The 16581-nt window shown below is 71.8% G+C and carries 15 protein-coding genes and 1 pseudogene; 5 read left to right on the top strand and 11 right to left on the bottom strand.

Going from position 1 to position 16581, the window contains the following annotated elements; genetic code table 11:
• Nucleotides 1-116: 116 nt before the first annotated feature.
• From Pta02_RS22470 to pyrG, 9 genes are all read right to left on the bottom strand, one after another.
• Entirely contained in the window at nucleotides 117-1262 is a 1146-nt protein-coding gene (locus Pta02_RS22470; protein WP_203876860.1) for a prephenate dehydrogenase, read from the bottom strand.
• A 91-nt stretch (nucleotides 1263-1353) separates the two neighbouring features.
• Nucleotides 1354-1713 carry a chorismate mutase gene (gene aroH, locus Pta02_RS22465; protein WP_203876859.1) on the bottom strand — a complete coding sequence of 120 codons (360 nt, stop codon included), beginning with the start codon at nucleotides 1711-1713 and terminating at the stop codon, nucleotides 1354-1356.
• 77 nt (nucleotides 1714-1790) lie between these two features.
• Nucleotides 1791-3566 carry a pseudouridine synthase gene (locus Pta02_RS22460; RefSeq protein WP_203876858.1) on the bottom strand — a complete coding sequence of 592 codons (1776 nt, stop codon included), beginning with the start codon at nucleotides 3564-3566 and terminating at the stop codon, nucleotides 1791-1793.
• Nucleotides 3563-4210: an SMC-Scp complex subunit ScpB gene (scpB, locus tag Pta02_RS22455; protein ID WP_239131149.1), complete on the bottom strand. Its 648-nt coding sequence runs from the start codon at nucleotides 4208-4210 to the stop codon at nucleotides 3563-3565. The genes Pta02_RS22460 and scpB overlap by 4 nt, the downstream gene beginning before the upstream one ends.
• Nucleotides 4173-5027, bottom strand: a complete 855-nt coding sequence (locus tag Pta02_RS22450) for a segregation and condensation protein A (RefSeq protein ID WP_203876857.1) — start codon at nucleotides 5025-5027, stop codon at nucleotides 4173-4175. Before Pta02_RS22450 ends, scpB begins: the two co-directional genes overlap by 38 nt.
• A gap of 29 nt (nucleotides 5028-5056) precedes the next feature.
• Complete coding sequence (locus Pta02_RS22445) at nucleotides 5057-6004, bottom strand: ParA family protein (protein ID WP_203876856.1); 948 nt, start codon at nucleotides 6002-6004, stop codon at nucleotides 5057-5059.
• Between the two features lie 99 nt (nucleotides 6005-6103).
• Nucleotides 6104-7033 carry a site-specific tyrosine recombinase XerD gene (locus Pta02_RS22440; RefSeq protein ID WP_203876899.1) on the bottom strand — a complete coding sequence of 310 codons (930 nt, stop codon included), beginning with the start codon at nucleotides 7031-7033 and terminating at the stop codon, nucleotides 6104-6106.
• Nucleotides 7034-7045: 12 nt separating this feature from the next.
• Nucleotides 7046-7702 (bottom strand): NUDIX domain-containing protein, encoded by a 657-nt coding sequence (locus Pta02_RS22435; RefSeq protein ID WP_239131146.1) that lies wholly within the window; start codon nucleotides 7700-7702, stop codon nucleotides 7046-7048.
• The gene (gene pyrG / locus Pta02_RS22430) at nucleotides 7699-9369 is read right to left on the bottom strand and encodes a CTP synthase (RefSeq protein ID WP_203876855.1); all 1671 of its coding nucleotides are present in this window, start codon (nucleotides 9367-9369) and stop codon (nucleotides 7699-7701) included. Before pyrG ends, Pta02_RS22435 begins: the two co-directional genes overlap by 4 nt.
• Before the next feature lie 156 nt (nucleotides 9370-9525).
• Between pyrG and Pta02_RS22425 the strand changes: the two genes are divergently transcribed.
• The 5 genes and pseudogenes from Pta02_RS22425 (at nucleotide 9526) to Pta02_RS42340 (ending at nucleotide 13440) form a co-directional block, all read left to right on the top strand.
• Nucleotides 9526-10221: an acyltransferase gene (locus Pta02_RS22425; protein ID WP_203876854.1), complete on the top strand. Its 696-nt coding sequence runs from the start codon at nucleotides 9526-9528 to the stop codon at nucleotides 10219-10221.
• Nucleotides 10222-10265: 44 nt separating this feature from the next.
• Complete coding sequence (locus tag Pta02_RS22420; RefSeq protein ID WP_203876853.1) at nucleotides 10266-11423, top strand: NAD(P)H-dependent flavin oxidoreductase; 1158 nt, start codon at nucleotides 10266-10268, stop codon at nucleotides 11421-11423.
• Between the two features lie 138 nt (nucleotides 11424-11561).
• On the top strand, nucleotides 11562-12152 hold the full coding sequence (locus Pta02_RS22415) for a DUF4126 domain-containing protein (RefSeq protein ID WP_203876852.1): 591 nt from the start codon (nucleotides 11562-11564) through the stop codon (nucleotides 12150-12152).
• Between the two features lie 78 nt (nucleotides 12153-12230).
• Entirely contained in the window at nucleotides 12231-12851 is a 621-nt protein-coding gene (locus Pta02_RS22410; RefSeq protein WP_203876851.1) for a hypothetical protein, read from the top strand.
• 69 nt (nucleotides 12852-12920) lie between these two features.
• Nucleotides 12921-13440, top strand: a pseudogene (locus Pta02_RS42340) (Uma2 family endonuclease).
• Here the strand turns inward: Pta02_RS42340 and Pta02_RS22400 are convergent.
• Both Pta02_RS22400 and uvrB read right to left on the bottom strand, forming a co-directional pair.
• Nucleotides 13427-13990 carry a hypothetical protein gene (locus Pta02_RS22400; protein WP_239131145.1) on the bottom strand — a complete coding sequence of 188 codons (564 nt, stop codon included), beginning with the start codon at nucleotides 13988-13990 and terminating at the stop codon, nucleotides 13427-13429. The pseudogene Pta02_RS42340 and the gene Pta02_RS22400 overlap by 14 nt on opposite strands.
• A gap of 327 nt (nucleotides 13991-14317) precedes the next feature.
• Nucleotides 14318-16432, bottom strand: a complete 2115-nt coding sequence (uvrB, locus tag Pta02_RS22395; RefSeq protein WP_203876850.1) for an excinuclease ABC subunit UvrB — start codon at nucleotides 16430-16432, stop codon at nucleotides 14318-14320.
• Nucleotides 16433-16581 lie beyond the last annotated feature (149 nt).

Below are 16581 nucleotides of genomic sequence, written 5' to 3'. Positions count from 1 at the left end.
GAGCGAAGCCCGCCGCGCGCACAGGCCCCGGAGCAGAGCCGGCCGTGCACGCGGAGCCCCGGGGCGGGGCCACAAGCATGCGGAGCCCCGGGACAGGACCACGGCCACGCGGAGCCTCAGGGCAGGTGCCACCCGTGCGCGCGCAGGGCCTGCGACAGCGGGCCGGCCGCCTCGGGCTGCACGAACAGGTCGGCGGCGCCCAGCGGCAGGCCGGGGGCGTGCTCCAGGCGGACGTCCTCGATGTTGACGCCGCTCTCCTCGGCCACCTGGAACAGCCGGGCCAGCTCGCCGGGCCGGTCGCCGATGATCACCTGGACGACCGCGTAGGTGCGCGCGGGACCGCCGTGCTTGCCGGGGATCCGGCCGGTGCCCGCGACCCCGCGGCGCAGCAGATCGGTGACCCGGCCCATCGCCTCCCCGTCCCACGGCGCCGTCTCCGACGGGGCGCCCCCGGCGGCGGCGCGCAGCGAGGCGGCCGCCGCGGCCAGGTCGGCCGCCACCGCCTCCAGGACGTCGGCCACCGGGAGCGCGTTGCCGGACAGGATCCCGGTCCACAGGCCCGGGTCTCCCGCCGCGATGCGCGTCACGTCGCGGACCCCCTGCCCGGCCAGGCCGAGCGCGGCGGCCGGGGCGTCGGCGAGCCTGGCGGCCACCGCGGAGGCGGCCACGTGCGGGGCGTGGGAGACCAGTGCGACGGCCTCGTCGTGCTGGTCGGCGTCCACCTCGACGACCTCGCCGCCGCAGAGCTTGACCAGCCCGCGCACGATCTCCACCGCCTCGGGCGAGGTCCTGTCGGTGGGGCACAGCGCCCACGGGCGGCCCAGGAACAGGTCGGCCCGGGCCGCGGCCGGCCCCGAACGCTCCCGGCCCGCGAGCGGGTGCCCGGCGGCGTAGGTGCTCAGGTCGCAGCCCAGTTCCTCGGCCCGGCGCAGCGGGAGCGCCTTGACGCTGGCCACGTCGGTGTAGAAGCGGGCGGCCCCGGCCCGCTGGAGCTGGGCGATCTGCTCGGCCACCAGCTGCGGGGGCACGGCGACGACCGCCAGGTCCACCGGGCGGCCCGGATGCCAGGGGACGTCCGGGTCCAGGTCGGCGGGTCGGCCGGGGTGCCACTCGATGCCCGCGCCCAGTTCCCTGGCCAGCCGCAGGGCGGCCGCGTCGCGGTCGGTCAGGTAGACCGTGACGCCCTGCTCGCGCAGGGCCAGGGCGACCGAGGTGCCGATGAGGCCCGTGCCGACGATCAGAACGCTCTGCAGGCCGCTCACACGGTCCCCACGGGCGTGCAGAGGGCCCAGGGGGTCGGCGGGGCCGGGCAGGGGCACAGGGGGCACGGGGGGCACGGGGGGCACGGGGGGCTCACTGGGCGATGTCCACTCGCAGGGCCACCGCGCCGCGCAGGTAGACGTGCTGGATCTCCTGGCGCGACTTGTCGGTCTCCACGTGGGCCATCAGCCGCACCACGCGGGGCAGCGCGCCGGGCACGTCGATCTCGGAGGCGCAGATGAGCGGCACGTCGTGGAAGCCGAGCTTGCGCGCGGCCAGCGCGGGGAACTCCGCCGTCAGATCGGGAGTCGCCGTGAAGATCACGCTGATCACGTCGTCGGTGGTGAGCGCGTTGCGCGTCATCACCTCGCTGACCAGCTCGGTGACCCCGGACAGGATGGCGTCCCGGTCGTTCGTCTCGACCTGGATCGCACCGCGGATCGCCCGCACCATCGTCGTTCCTCCGTACCGTTCATGCCGGGCCGCCCATCGGCGGCCCGGCATGTCCTGAACGTCTGTATCCCGGAAGGTTACAGCCCGACGGCGGCGTAGAGCTCCCCGACTTCCCTGACCGTGAGCGAACGCACGGTGCCGGGCTTGAGCCGCCCGAGCTTGACCGGGCCGAACTCGATGCGGGCCAGGTCGATGACCGGGTGCCCGACCTCCTCCAGCATGCGCCGCACGATGTGCTTGCGGCCCTCGTGCAGGACGATCTCGACCAGCGACTGCTGCCCGTGCTCCTGCACGAGCGTGAAGGAGTCGGCCTTGGCGATGCCGTCCTCCAGCTCGATGCCCTTCTTCAGGCGGCGGGCCAGGTCGGGCTTGATGCGGCCGGGGACCTTGGCCCAGTACTTCTTCTGCACGCCGTAGCTGGGGTGGGTCAGCCGGTTGGCCAGCTCACCGTCGTTGGTGAGCAGGATCAGGCCCTCGGTCTCGGTGTCGAGACGGCCCACGTGGAACAGGCGCTCGGTGCGGTCGGCCACGTAGTCCGCCAGGGACGGGCGGCCCTCGGGGTCGGACATCGTGCTGACGACGCCGATCGGCTTGTTGATGGCGAAGTAGACCAGGTCGGGCATGGTGGGCAGGCGCTTGCCGTCCACGTGGATGACCTGCTTGGCCGGGTCGACCCGGGCGCCGAAGCGGCGGACCACCTGGCCGTCGACCGTCACCCGGCCGTCGCCGATCATCTCCTCGCAGGCGCGGCGGCTGGCCACTCCCGCCTGGGCGAGGACCTTCTGCAGCCGGACGCCGCCGGGGACCTCGGTGGTGTCGCGCTCGTCGGCGTAGTCGCGGTCGTAGAAGTCCGGGTCGCGCATGGGCTGGCGAGCGGTCTTGAACCGGTCGTTCTCGACCGTGCCGGGCCGGCGGCCGGCCTTGGCGGCCGGGGTGCGGTCCTTGGCGGTACGGCTCTGCCCGGCGGTGCGGTCCTGACCGGTGGTACGGCCCTGACCGTACCGGGTGCCGCGACCGCCGATCGTCTGCACCTCGTCGCGACGCTCGGAGCGCCCGTAACGGCCTCGGGAGCCGTCCCGGTCCTCACGCCGCGGGGCGCCGGTCCGGGAGCCCTCACGGCCCTCACGGAACCCGCCGCGGTCGTCCCGGAACCCGCCGCGCTCCTCGCGCCGGTCCTCACGGAACCCGCCCCGCTCCTCGCGGAACCCGCCGCGCTCGCCCCGGTCGTCACGACGCTCGGGACGGAACCCACCCCGGTCATCACGGCGCTCGTCGCGGAACCCGCCCCGGTCCTCGCCGACGGGCCTGCCGTACCGGCTCCTGGAACCACCGCGCTCCGCACGGAACCCACCGCGATCGTCACGCCGATCCTCACGGAACCCGCCGCGCTCGCCCCGGTCGTCACGACGCTCGGGACGGAACCCGCCCCGGTCATCACGGCGCTCGTCGCGGAACCCGCCCCGGTCCTCACCGGCGGGCCTGCCGTACCGGCTCCTGGAACCACCGCGCTCCGCACGGAACCCACCGCGATCGTCACGCCGGTCGTCCCGGAAGCCGCCCCGGTCGTCGCGGCGCTCGGGGCGGAACCCGCCCCGGTCCTCGCGGGACCCGCCGCGATCGTCACGACGCTCGGGACGGAACCCACCCCGGTCATCACGGCGCTCGTCGCGGAACCCGCCGCGGTCGTCGCGCCGGGGGGAGTCTGAGCGGAAGCCGCGGCTGTCGGCGCGGAACCCGCCACGGGATCCGCCGCCACGGGGGGTGCCTCCGGTGCGCGGGTTGCCACCGCGCGGGGCGCCGCCGCGGCCTCGACCGCGTCCATCACCGGACGGGGTGCTACGCCTGTTGTTCACTGTCTGTGCTCCTCTAGGGTTTCCACGTCGTCGGGCAGGAATGGGGCCAGCTCGGGGAGCTCGTCGAGGCTCCTCAGGCCCATCCGCTCGAGAAAATACGAACTCGTCCGGTAGAGCACGGCCTGGCTCTCCGGTTCGGTGCCGGCCTCCTCGACCAGCCCCCGGGCCACCAGCGTCCGCATCACGCCGTCGCTGTTGACCCCTCGGATGGCCGCCACCCTCGCCCGGCTGACGGGCTGCCGGTAGGCGACCACGGCCAGGGTCTCCAGGGCGGCCTGGGTGAGCCGCGCCTGCTGGCCGTCGCGGACGAAACGCTCCACGGAGGAGGCGCACTCGGCCCGCGTGTAGAACCGCCAGCCGCCGGCGACCTCTCTCAGATCGAAACCACGGCCGTCGGCGGTGTATTCCGCCGACAGCTCGCGCAGCACCGCGGCGACCTCGGGCACCGGCCGCTCCAGCACCTGGGCGAGGGTCACCTCGGCGACCGGCTCGTCGACCACGAGCAGGATCGCCTCCAGGTGGGCGCGCAGACCGGGACCGTCCTGCGCGGGCGGCGTCGCCGGAGGATCCGCCGCTTCCGCCGCCCCCGTCACCGCGCCCGCCGTCTCACCCGCCGGCGTCCCGGCGGGCACCGCCTCGGTCATCGGCGGGCTCCTCCCTCGCTTCGTCGTAGTCGTCGGCCACGACGACGTCCCCGTCGTCGCTGCCGGTCCAGGTCACGTGCAGCTCCCCCAGCGGCTCCACCTGGTCGAAGGAGACCGCCGCCTCCCGGAAGAGCTCCAGGACGGCCAGGAACCGCGCCACGACTTCGAAGGTGCCGGCACAGTCGGAGGTCAGTGCCCGGAAGGTCGCCCGGCGCAGCCGGCGCAACCGCTCGACCAGGATAACGGCCTGCTCGCGGACGTTGGCGAGCGGTTGGTAGATGTGGGCGACCGAGACCGACGGCGGGACCTTGGGCGCGAAGGCCCGCTGGGCGATCCGGGCGAGCCGCTCGGGGCCGATGCCCAGGACCAGCTCCGGCAGGAGGTTGGCGAAGCGCGCCTCCATCGGCACGGTGCGGGGGAAGCGCAGGGCCTCCTGCGCCATCCGCCCGGACAGGACCTTCGCGACCTCCTTGTAGGCCCGGTACTGCAGCAGCCGGGCGAACAGCAGGTCACGGGCCTCCAGCAGGGCCAGATCCTCCTCGTCGTCCACCTCGCCGGAGGGCAGCAGCCGGGCGGCCTTGAGATCGAGCAGGGTCGCGGCGACCAGCAGGAAGTGGCTCGTCTGGTCCAGGTCCCACTCGGGCCCCCTGGCCCGGATGTAGGCGATGAACTCGTCGGTGACCTGGCTGAGCGAGACCTCCGTGATGTCCAGCTTGTGCTTGGAGATCAGGCCGAGCAGCAGGTCGAAGGGGCCCTCGAAGACCTCCAGGCGCACCCTGAAGGTGCCGTCGTCGGCCGCCTGCCCCTGCTCGGTCATCCCAGCATTGTCCCGCACCGGGACCGGGGTCACTTCTGCTGCGCGTCCCACCGGGCGAGGACTTCACGGGCCAGCTCGCGGTAGGCGCTGGCGCCGAGGGAGGAGGAGTCGAAGCTGGTGATGGGCTCGCCGGCCACGGTGGCGTCGGGGAAGCGGACCGTCCGGTTGATCACCGTGTGGTAGACCTTCTCGTCGAACGCCTCGACCACCCGGGCCAGCACCTCGCGGCCGTGCAGGGTGCGCGCGTCGTACATCGTGGCGAGCAGGCCCTCGATCACCAGCTCGTCGTTGATGCGCTCCTGGACCTTGATGATGGTGTCCATCAGCAGCGCGACACCGCGCAGCGCGAAGAACTCGCACTCCAGCGGCACCATGACGCCGTGTGCGCAGGCCAGCGCGTTGATCGTGAGCAGGCCCAGGGAGGGCTGGCAGTCGATCAGGCACACGTCGTATTCGGGCAGCAGGGGCTTGATCACCCGGCCGAGCACCTGCTCGCGGGCGACCTCCGTGACGAGCTGGACCTCCGCCGCCGACAGGTCGATGTTGCTGGGCAGCAGGTCCATGTTCTCGACGCCGGTCTCCAGCAGCACGTCCTCCGCGGTGACCTGGCGGTCCATCAGGAGGTTGTAGACCGTCAGGTCGAGCTGGAGCGGGTTGATCCCCAGGCCCACCGAGAGGGCTCCCTGCGGGTCGAAGTCGACCAGCAGCACCTTCAGCCCGGCCTCGGCCAGCGCCGCGCCCAGGTTGATGGTGGTGGTCGTCTTGCCGACGCCGCCCTTCTGGTTGACCATGGCGACGACGCGGGCCGGTCCGTGGACCGTCCGCGGGCGCGGGTCGGGGAAGACCGGACGGGGACGCCCGGTCGGGCCGAGCACTCCCCCGACTCGGGGGGTCCCGGCGGTCTTGGTGTCCCCCCAGGGATTCTCGGGGTTTCCCGGGGTCGTTTCCCGAATAGAACCGTCGGTGGTCACAGTCACCAGTCGAACCTCCCTGACGGCCTCGAACCGGACCGTCCGGACGGACACTATGACGACAACACGTATGCGGCAAGGCGGCACGCCCTGCCACACCGGCAGTCAACGCCGTCCGCGCGGGTGCGCCGCGGCGTATACCTCTCGGATCCTGTCGGCCGCGGCCGGGGTGGACACCTGGGCGGTGGCCGCCGAAGCGTGGCCGAGAAGCTCCTGCACCACCCTAACGTCCGCGCCCCCGTCCAGGAGGTGCGTTGCGAACGAATGGCGCAACATGTGGGGGGAGACCCCCGCCAGCCCGGCGCGTTCGGCTGCGGCCTGCAGGACCTCCCAGGCGCCCTGGCGGGTGAGCCTGCCGCCGCGGGCGTTGAGGAACAACCCCGGGGTGGAGCCGCGTCCGTGGGCGGCGATGCCGGGACGGGCCCGGGTCAGATAGGCCTCCAGCGCCTCCCCGGCGAAGCGGCCCAGCGGCACCGGGCGGGGCCGGCCGCCCTTGCCGCGGATCCTGACCTGACGGGCCCCGGGGTCGAGGTCGAGGTCGTCCACCGCCAGGCCGACGGCCTCGGAGATGCGCGCGCCCGTGCCGTACAGCAGCTCCAGCAGTGCGCGGTTGCGCAGGGTGAGGGGCGCCCCGTCCGGCCCGGAGGCGGCGATCAGCCGCTCCACCTCCTCCACGCCGATCGCCTTGGGCTGGCGCCGAAGCTGGCGCGGCGGCCGTACCCGCCCCGCCGGGTCGTGCCCGGAGACGCCCTCGCGCAGCGCGAAGCGGTGCAGGCCGCGCACGGCGGAGACGGCGCGCGCGGCCGAGCTGGCGACGAGGGCCTGGTGGTCCTCGTCGCCTTCGCGCAGCACGGTCAGGAAGGCCGCGACGTCGGCCTCGGCGATCTCGCCGAAGGTGACGCGCCCGCGGTTCTTCAGGTGCTCCACATACCGCACGAGGTCACGGCGGTAGGAGGCCAGAGTGTTGGCGGCCAGACCCCGCTCCACCGCCAGATGGGCGAGGTAGCTGGAGAGCACGGCCTCCGTCTCGCTCAGGGTGTCCTCCCGTCATGCCTCCGGTGCGTCGGCGGGTCGCAGTGAGGCGAAGCCGTCCGCCGAGGCGGCGTATGCGGCGAGGATACCGGCCACGGCCTGGGAATTGTGGATCATTCCTCCCAGGGCGCGCCGAACCGCGTCGGACAACGGCACCCAGACCGCCGGCATGTCGGTCTCCTCATGCTTTCGCACGAAGTCGAACTCCCCGTCGGGGATCGGGCTGACGTCCCTGGCGAGGAAGATCCGGGTCCGCTCGTCCGACATCCCGGGCGAGGTGAAGGCGTCGACGAGGGTGTGCCAGGTCGCCGCCCGGTAGCCCGCCTCCTCGGCCAGCTCGCGCGCCGCCCCCAGGTGCAGCGGCTCGTCCTCGACGTCGCGCAGCCCGGCGGGCAGTTCCCACAGCAGGTGCCTGGCCGGGTGGCGGTACTGCCGGATCAGCAGCACCCGCTGCTGATCGTCCAGCGCCACCACGGCCACCGACCCGGGATGGGTCACGTAGTCGCGGTCGACCGCCTCGCCGTCCGGCATGACGACCGAGTCGGTGACGCCGGAGATGACGCGGGCACTGAAGTGCCGGGTGGTGGACAGGACCTTCCACTCTTCGGCGACGTCCTCGATCTCCCAGGTCTGCCCGGTCACGCCGGTCGTCCCGTCGTGCTGATCGCTCACTTGCCCCGCCCGGCCCTGGCGACGGTGCCGCGCTCGTCGGCGTAGGTGAGGGCGGCGGAGACCAGGCCCTTGAACATCGGGTGCGAGCGGGTCGGCCGGGAGCGGAGCTCCGGGTGCGCCTGGGTGCCGATGAAGAAGGGGTGCACGTCGACGGGGAGCTCGGCGTACTCGACCAGGCGGCCGTCGGGCGACAGGCCGGAGAAGACCAGGCCGGCCTTCTCCAGCTGCTCGCGGTAGGAGTTGTTGACCTCGTAGCGGTGGCGGTGGCGCTCGTCGACCTTGGCCTTGCCGTACAGCTGCCGCGCCAGGGAGCCCTCGGCGAGCTTGGCGGGGTACAGGCCCAGGCGCATGGTGCCGCCCATGTCGCGCTCGCCGGAGACCACGTCCTCCTGGTCGGCCATGGTGGAGATGACCGGGTGGGCGGTGTCGGGGTCGAACTCGGTGCTGCCGGCGTCCTCGATGCCGGCCAGGTTGCGGGCGGCCTCGATGACGATGCACTGCATGCCCAGGCACAGGCCCAGCAGCGGGATGCGGTTCTCGCGGGCGTGGCGGACCGCGCCGAGCTTGCCCTCGATGCCGCGCACCCCGAAGCCTCCGGGGATGACCACGCCGTCGACGCCGTCCAGCTCGCGCTCGGCGCCCTCGGGGGTCTCGCAGTCGTCGCTCTTGACCCAGCGGATGTTGACCCGGGCGTCGTTGGCGAAGCCGCCGGCGCGCAGCGCCTCGGTGACCGACAGGTAGGCGTCGGGCAGGTCGATGTACTTGCCGACCATGGCGATGGTGACCTCCTTGGCCGGGTGGTGCACCCGGCGCAGGAGCTGCTCCCACTCCTTCCAGACCACGTCGCGGAAGGGCAGGCCCAGCCGGCGCACGACGTAGGCGTCCAGGCCCTCGGAGTGCAGCACCTTGGGGATGTCGTAGATGCTGGCCGCGTCGGTGGCCGAGACCACGGCGTCCTCGTCGACGTCGCACATCAGGCTGATCTTGCGCTTGATCGCGTTGGTGACCGGCCGGTCGGAGCGCAGCACGATCGCGTCGGGCTGGATGCCGATGTTGCGCAGCGCGGCGACGGAGTGCTGGGTCGGCTTGGTCTTCAGCTCGCCGCTCGGCCCGATGTACGGCAGCAGCGAGACGTGCAGGAAGAACACGTTGTCGCGGCCGACCTCGTGGCGGACCTGGCGCACGGCCTCCAGGAAGGGCAGCGACTCGATGTCGCCGACGGTGCCGCCGACCTCGGTGATGACCACGTCGACGTCGGGGCCGGCCATGGACCGGATGCGGTCCTTGATCTCGTTGGTGATGTGCGGGATGACCTGCACGGTGTCACCGAGGTATTCGCCGCGGCGCTCCTTGGCGATGACGTTGGAGTAGACCTGGCCGGTGGTCACGTTGGCCGAGCCGTGCAGCTCCGTGTCGAGGAAGCGCTCATAGTGGCCGATGTCGAGGTCGGTCTCGGCCCCGTCGTCGGTGACGAAGACCTCGCCGTGCTGGAACGGGTTCATCGTCCCGGGGTCGACGTTGAGGTAGGGGTCGAGCTTCTGCATGGTGACGCGGAGGCCACGCAGTTTGAGCAGGCGCCCCAGGCTGGAGGCGGTCAGTCCCTTTCCGAGACTGGAGGCGACGCCGCCGGTGACGAAGAGGTGTTTGGTATGTGCGGCGCTGCGCAAGGAGTCTCCCGTGGTCGTGACAGATCAGTAAGCTCGTCCTGATGAGGGCCTACAGGTCCACGGGCTCTCAGATTATCAAAAGTGCCCGTCAGGTGCCCCTAAGGCTCCTACCCCCGCGTTCCGCTGTTAGCTGACCAAGCGGTAACTTGAGCCTTTATGTCGCTTCGTGACGTGGTACGGCGAGCCGCCGGCACCCTCATCCACCGTGGCTGGGGCGCGATCCGCGCGGCCGGCGCCATCAGCCCCGCCAGCCCCGGCGGCTACCGTTTCCGCCACCTGGGCGAGGGCGCCTGCCTCTCCTTCCCCGTCGGAGCGATCTTCGGCGAGGCCTGGATCGAGATCGGCGAGTACACCCTGGTCGGCGAGCGCGTGTCCATCTCGGCGGGCATGGGCCCCGGGGTGGACCTGGGACCGAACTCGATCGTGCGGATCGGCGGGAGCTGCTCGATCGGCCGGGGCAGCCACATCGTCGGCCACCAGTCGATCGACATCGGCGACCACGTGTTCACCGGCCCGTACGTCTACATCACCGACCAGAACCACGTCTACGACGACCCCGAGGCGCCGATCGGCCGCCAGTGGCCGCGCAACAAGCCGGTCTCGATCGGCTCCGGCTCGTGGCTGGGCACCGGCGCGATCATCCTTCCCGGCACCCGGATCGGCCGTCAGTGCGTGGTCGCGGGCGGCGCGGTGGTGCGCGGCGAGTTCCCCGACCACAGCGTGATCGCGGGGGTCCCGGCCAGGGTCGTGCGCCGGTACGTCCCCGGCGAGGGCTGGCTGCCGCCCCACCTGAACGGCTCGCGGTCGCCGGTGGACGGCCTCGTGAACGGCACCGCGCTCGACGCCGTCTGATCCGGACTCTGGACCGAACAAGATTCTGGCCGTACGGTCGCGGCATGCGGACCGCGATCTGTGAGATGTTCGGCGTCGAGTTCCCCGTCTTCGCCTTCAGCCACTGCCGCGACGTGGTCGCCGCGGTGACCAACGCGGGCGGTTTCGGCGTGCTCGGCGCCGTCGCCTACTCCCCCGAGCGCCTGGACGCCGAGCTGAACTGGATCGACGAGCGCGTCGGCGGCCGGCCGTACGGCGTGGACGTGCTCGTCCCCGCCCGGCTCGACACCTCGGTCGCCGACCCGGCCGCCCGCCTGGCCGAGGCCATCCCCGAACGCCACCGCGACTTCGTGGCCCACCTGCTGCGCAAGTACGGCGTGAGCGGGCTGGACCCGGTCCCGGTCTCGATGTCCGCCGTCGCCGACGAGTTCGGGCGGCGGGTGACGGCCGAGGGCGCGGGCGGGCTCGTCGAGGTGGCCCTGCGCCACCCGATCGGCCTGATCGCCAGCGCCCTGGGCCCGCCGCCGCCCGAGATGACGGCCCAGGCCAGGAAGGCCGGGGTGCCGGTGGCCGCGCTGGTGGGGACCGTCGAGCACGCCCGGCGCCAGGTCGCCGCCGGGGCGGACCTGATAGTGGCGCAGGGCTCCGAGGCGGGCGGGCACACCGGTGAGATCTCCACCATGGTCCTGGTCCCCCAGGTGGTCGACGCCGTGGACGTCCCGGTGCTGGCCGCCGGCGGGATCGCCGACGGCCGCCAGGTGGCGGCGGCGCTCGCGCTGGGCGCCGAGGGGGTGTGGTGCGGGTCGGTCTGGCTGACCACCGAGGAGGCCGAGACGCCGCCCGTGGTCAAGCGCAAGATGCTGGCCGCCACCTCCTCCGACACCGTGCGGTCGCGGTCGCGGACCGGCAAGCCCGCCCGGCAGCTGGCCTCCGCCTGGACCCGGGAGTGGGACGAGGCGCCGGAGAGCCCGGGCCCGCTGCCGATGCCGCTGCAGATGCTGCTCGCCGAGGCGGCGATGACCAGGATCGGCCGGGCCGCCGAGAGCGGCAACACGGGCGCCCAGGAACTCGCCGGCTACTTCGTGGGCCAGGTCGTCGGCCAGCTGAACCAGGTCAGGCCCGCCAGGCGGGTCGTCCACGACATGGCCGAGGAGTTCGCCGCCGCCGTCGAGCGCGCCCTCGCCGTCACGGTGAAGGAGTCGCCCGCCCCCGACCTCCGCTGAGACGCGCCCGCGCCGTCCTCCCCCGCCTCTCGCCGGGTCCTGCCGGACCTCGCCGAATCTCATGGAATCTTCACCGCCGGGTGGGATCCATCGGCGATCGGGGATCGTTGGAAGGATGACGAGAACGACGGAGGTGTGATGCTCGCGGCACTGACCGGCCTGGGTCTCTCCACCGCGGCCGGGCTGAACGCCTACATCCCGCTGCTGGTGGTGGGCCTGCTGGCCAACTTCACCGACCAGATACGGCTGCCGCAGGAGTTCGCCTGGCTGGCCGACGGCTGGGTGCTGGCGATCGTCGCCGTCCTGCTGCTGGCCGAGATCGTGCTCGACAAGGTCCCGGTGGTCGACAGCGTCAACGACATGATCCAGACGGTGGTCCGCCCGGCCTCCGGGGGCGTGGTGTTCAGCGCCACCGAGGCCGCGGCCCGGCTCGACGGGTCCACCTGGATGGCCGAGCGCCCCTGGGTGAGCTGGGTGCTGGGGATCGGGGTCGCACTGGCCGTCCACGTGATGAAGACCACCGCCAGGCCCGTGGTGAACGCCTCGACCGCCGGGGTGGGCGCGCCCGTGGTGAGCACGGTGGAGGACGCCGGCTCGCTCGGCATCAGCCTGGTCGCGATCTTCCTGCCGATCTTCGTCCTCGTGATCGTGGTGGTCCTGGGCCTGCTCGCCTGGTGGATGAGGAGGAAGGTACGGCGCCGCCGCCGCGACCGGGCGCGCGCCGGCTGACCCCCGCAGGTCCGCGGACCACGTGCAGGCGGGCATGCGGGATATGCTCGAAACACCTCAAACGAACCCCACCGGGAGGTGGCTCCGATCAGCACTTTCCTCATCATCGTCCTGGTGATCCTGCTGTTCCTTCTCATCCTGGGAGGGGCCGGGATCTACCTGCTGGTCAAGGTGGGCAAGAAGGCCACGAAGAAGGCCCGGAAGGTGGCGAACCGGGCGGTCTCCCACATGGCCGCGATGGACCCCGGCGACGCGGGTGAGGCCGAGCGCATGCGACTGGACCTGCGCCGTGAGATCTCCATCACCCGCCAGGCCGTGGACCAGGCCCTGCGGGACGGCTGGGGCCTGGGCGAGCTGCCCCAGCTGGTGGGCGAGATCAGCATGCACGCCGACCAGCTCGACGGCCAGCTCGGCCTCTACGCCCGGCAGAGCCGCACCTCGCCCTACGTCGACCACGCCACGCTGGCCCGGCTGCGCGAGCACTACTCCAAGCTGACCACGGCCTGCGCGCGCATCCGCGCCGATCTGATCAACGACCAGATGACCCACTCGGCCACCGGCATCAGCGAGATCCAGAGCCGCACCGACCTGGAGATCGAGGCCCGCCGCCAGGCCCCGATCCCCGACCCCCTGGACCAGATCGACGAGCTCTACAACCGCACGATGATCGACCGCGCCCGCCCCGAAGAGCCCCGCTGACGATTACCGGCTGTGCCATTATGGGCACGTCGTGTTGCCCCTGACTTTCGTCTCGGAGGGGGTTCACGGATGACCGCCGCGCTTCCCGAGTGGTTCTATCCGGGCCCGCCCGGCGGGTGGACGGCCGACATGCTCGATCGCCTCCCCGCCGACGCGCCCCGGCACGTCGAGCTGATCGATGGAGCCCTCATCATGATGTCGCCGCAGGCCGCCTTCCATATGTTCATGCTCAGGCGCCTTGAGCAGGCAGCGCCCGGAACCCGACATCATGGTGGTCCGCAGTTCGGCGGTGTCGGCCATGGAGATGACGACGTTCAAGCCCGAGGACGTGCTCCTGGTGGTCGAGGTGGTCTCTCCCGAGTCAGAGGAGAGGGACAGGACGACCAAGCCGATCAAATACTCCGACGCGAGCATCAGGTTCTTCTGGAGGGTCGAGCAGGACGACAAACAACCCGTCGTCTACACCTTCGAGCTCGAACCGGCCGTGAAGGCCTACGTCCCCACCGGAATCCACCGCGGGCGGCTGCGGACGAACATCGGCTTCGACGTGGACATCGACCTCGACCTCGGCGGGTTCATCCGCGACTGAGCGCGTCGTAGGTCTCCGCCAGTTCCTCGTAGGCCGCGCCGGCGTTGATCATCGCCCGCATGGCCTGCGCCTGTGCCGTGGTCGGCAGGAAGCCCTCCAGCAGAGCGGGCAGTCCCGAGCGCCAGCCGAGCACCGCGCGGGGTGACTGCCGGTGCGCGGCGCGGACCACGGAGACGCCGACCCGGATCGCGTGCTCGTTGCCCGGGGGCACGCCGGGGCGGTCGGTCTCGATCGCCGAGTAGCGGAATCCGTCGGCCAGGTCGCACGCCGGGCAACCGCGGGGGCCGCGGCCCAGCCGCGAACCGCATCCGGCGCACGTCAGCCGGTCCAGGGCGGCGTCCACGACCCGCCAGTCATGCCGGGCGGGCTCCTGCACGACCATCTCGGCGATCACCGTCTCGTCCTTCCCCGGCGGCTCCGCCGTACCGAACTCGCGCCGCAGGAACGCGCGCCAGCCCTCCTCGACGAGGGCGTCCAGGAGGGCCAGGCACCGGGCGCACCCGGGGGCTCCGCCGTACTCCCGGCACCCGCACTCGGCACACCTGCGCATCGCGCCCTCCTCCACTCGCCGTACGGCCGCCCATCCACGACCATGACGCGCACCGCGCCCTGCCTGCACCCACGCACCCGCGCACCCGCGCACCCACGCACCCACGCACCCACGCACCCACGCACCCACGCACCCACGCACCCACGCACCCACGAGCATGACGCGCATCACGGCCTGCCTTCACCCGCCGTACGGCCGTGCATCCGTGACCACGATCTGTCCGTCGCCGCTCCCCGGTGACCGCGTGCGGGCCCGGGACGAGAACGGTGCGCCGTGCTCCCGTGGGGGAAGGGAGAGCACGGCGCACCGGGGAAGCGCGTCCGGGCGTCAGGAGACCCCGGCCTCGCGCATGTCGCGGACCTCGCGCTTGAGCTCCTTGATCTCGTCGCGGAGCCGGGCGGCGACCTCGAACTGCAGGTCGGCGGCGGCCTGGTGCATCTGCTCGGTGAGGGACTCCACCAGCGCCTCCAGCTGGGCGCGGGGCATCTCGCCCGCGATCGCCTTGGCGTGCTGGCCCGCCGCCTGCTTGGTCCCGAAGCCGGGGACGGGAGCCTTGCCGCGGGACTGCTGGCGGCCGCTGCCGCCCAGGAGCTGGGCGGTGTCGGCATCCTCGCGGTTGAGGGAGTCGAGGATGTCGGCGATCTTCTTGCGGAGCGGCTGCGGGTCGATGCCGTGCTCCTGGTTGTAGGCGACCTGCTTGGCACGGCGCCGATTGGTCTCCTCGATCGCCCGCTCCATCGAGGGGGTCACCCGGTCGGCGTACATGTGCACCTGGCCGGAGACGTTACGGGCGGCGCGGCCGATGGTCTGGATCAGCGAGGTCTCCGAACGCAGGAAGCCCTCCTTGTCGGCGTCGAGGATGGCCACCAGCGACACCTCGGGCAGGTCGAGGCCCTCTCGGAGCAGGTTGATGCCGACCAGGACGTCGAACTCGCCGACGCGCAGCTCGCGCAGGAGCTCGATGCGGCGCAGGGTGTCGACCTCGCTGTGCAGGTAGCGGACCCGGATGCCGAGCTCCAGGAGGTAGTCGGTGAGGTCCTCGGCCATCTTCTTGGTCAGCGTGGTGACCAGGACCCGCTCGTCCTTCTCGGTGCGCAGGCGGATCTCGTGGACCAGGTCGTCGATCTGGGACTTGGTCGGCTTGACGACGACCTCGGGGTCGACCAGGCCGGTCGGGCGGATGACCTGCTCGACCACCTCGCCCTTGACCCGGCCCAGCTCGTAGGGGCCGGGGGTGGCCGACAGGTAGACGGTCTGGCCGATCCGCTCCAGGAACTCCTCCCACTTCAGCGGGCGGTTGTCCATCGCCGAGGGCAGCCGGAAGCCGTGGTCGACGAGGGTGCGCTTGCGGGAGGCGTCGCCCTCGTACATCGCGCCGATCTGCGGGACGGTCTGGTGCGACTCGTCCAGGACCAGCATGAAGTCCTCGGGGAAGTAGTCGAGCAGGGTGTTGGGCGCGCTGCCGGCGGGGCGGCCGTCCATGTGACGCGAGTAGTTCTCGATGCCGGAGCAGGTGCCGATCTGGTGCATCATCTCCAGGTCGTAGGTGGTGCGCATGCGCAGCCGCTGGGCCTCCAGCAGCTTGCCCTGGCGCTCCAGCTCCTCCAGCCGCCCGGCCAGCTCGGCCTCGATGCCCCGGATCGCCCCGGCCATCCGCTCGGGGCCGGCGACGTAGTGGGAGGCCGGGAAGATGTAGAGCTCCTCGTCCTCGGTGATCACCTCGCCGGTCAGCGGGTGCATGGTGGACAGCCGCTCGATCTCGTCGCCGAACATCTCGATCCGGACGGCGAGCTCCTCGTACTTCGGGATGATCTCGATCGTGTCGCCGCGCACCCGGAAGGTGCCGCGGGTGAAGGCGAGGTCGTTGCGGGTGTACTGCATGTCGACCAGGCGGCGCAGCAGCTGGTCGCGCTCGACCTCCATGCCGACCTTCACCCGGGTCATGCGGTCGACGTACTCCTGCGGGGTGCCCAGGCCGTAGATGCACGAGACCGAGGCGACGACGATCGTGTCCCGCCGGGTGAGCAGGGAGTTGGTCGCCGAGTGCCGCAGCCGCTCGACCTCGTCGTTGATCGAGGAGTCCTTCTCGATGTAGGTGTCGCTCTGCGGAACGTACGCCTCCGGCTGGTAGTAGTCGTAGTAGGAGACGAAGTATTCGACCGCGTTGTTGGGCATCATCTCGCGCAGCTCGTTGGCGAACTGCGCGGCGAGCGTCTTGTTGGGCTGCATGACCAGCGTCGGGCGCTGCAGCCGCTCGATCAGCCAGGCGATCGTGGCGGTCTTGCCCGTCCCCGTGGCGCCGAGCAGGACGCTGTCCTTCTCGCCCGCGGTGACGCGCCGCTCCAGCTCGGCGATGGCCGCGGGCTGGTCACCCGAGGGGGTCATGTCGGTGATGACCTCGAAGGGGGCCACCTTACGCTGCAAATCTGTTACCGGCCTCACCTGTTCCACTGTAGGCGGCGGGACCGACAATCTTTATTCAACCGTTCAGCAAGCGGCTCGCAAGCCCGATGCTCTTGACTTCCGCACGTACCTCGTCTCATCGAGAACCACATGAGCCACACAAGCCACACATCGGGCTTTCAGCACAT

The organism is Paraplanobispora takensis (assembly GCF_016863195.1).
GTDB classification, from domain to species: domain Bacteria; phylum Actinomycetota; class Actinomycetes; order Streptosporangiales; family Streptosporangiaceae; genus Planobispora; species Planobispora takensis.
Note: the sequence above shows the minus strand (reverse complement) of the source record. Positions and strands in the feature narration are given on the sequence as shown.